Annotated in this window: 1 protein-coding gene; it reads right to left on the bottom strand. The window is 34.7% G+C overall.

The window, feature by feature from the left end; genetic code table 11:
• The coding region (locus IDG60_RS00085; RefSeq protein WP_206160333.1) for an SDR family oxidoreductase at window positions 1–574 on the bottom strand (574 nt) is incomplete at its 3' end.
• Window positions 575–582 lie beyond the last annotated feature (8 nt).

Here is a 582-nt window from a genome sequence, read left to right as displayed (position 1 = left end):
CCCAAGTATCTGGATTTTTAATAATAGCAATGACACCTCTAGCAATATCATTTCTAGTAATATAATTAATACGACCATCACCAGCTGGATAAATCAGTTTATGCATATTCATCAATTCTGGTAAATAGGGTTTAAGTGGATCCATGTACATTGCCATTCTTACATACGTATAATCAATGCCACTTGTTGACAATAAACGTGATGCATATCCGAAATAAGGGCTCATATGGAATGGATTATTATGCTGATCTGCGTAATAACCTATGAAAATGATATGAGCAACGCCGCTCTGCTTTGCCGCATATACTAAATTTTCCACTTCAGGAATACGTTTGAATGATGGATGGATAATACTTGGAATAAACACAACGGTATCCATTCCTTTAAATGCTTCTACCATGCTTTCTTGATTAAAATAATCTAATTGTCGAACAGAAACTTTTCCACGCCAATCATCTGGAACTTTCTCAACATTTCTAACACCAATGTGAAAATGATCTATGTGATTTGCAATGGCTTGATTTGTAATATGTGTGCCTAAATGACCTGTAGCACCTGTTAACATAATATTCATTCACTTCA

The organism is Staphylococcus sp. EG-SA-2 (genome assembly GCF_017152085.1).
The sequence above is the reverse complement of the archived record's forward strand: the minus strand, read 5'-3'. Positions and strand labels throughout refer to the sequence as shown.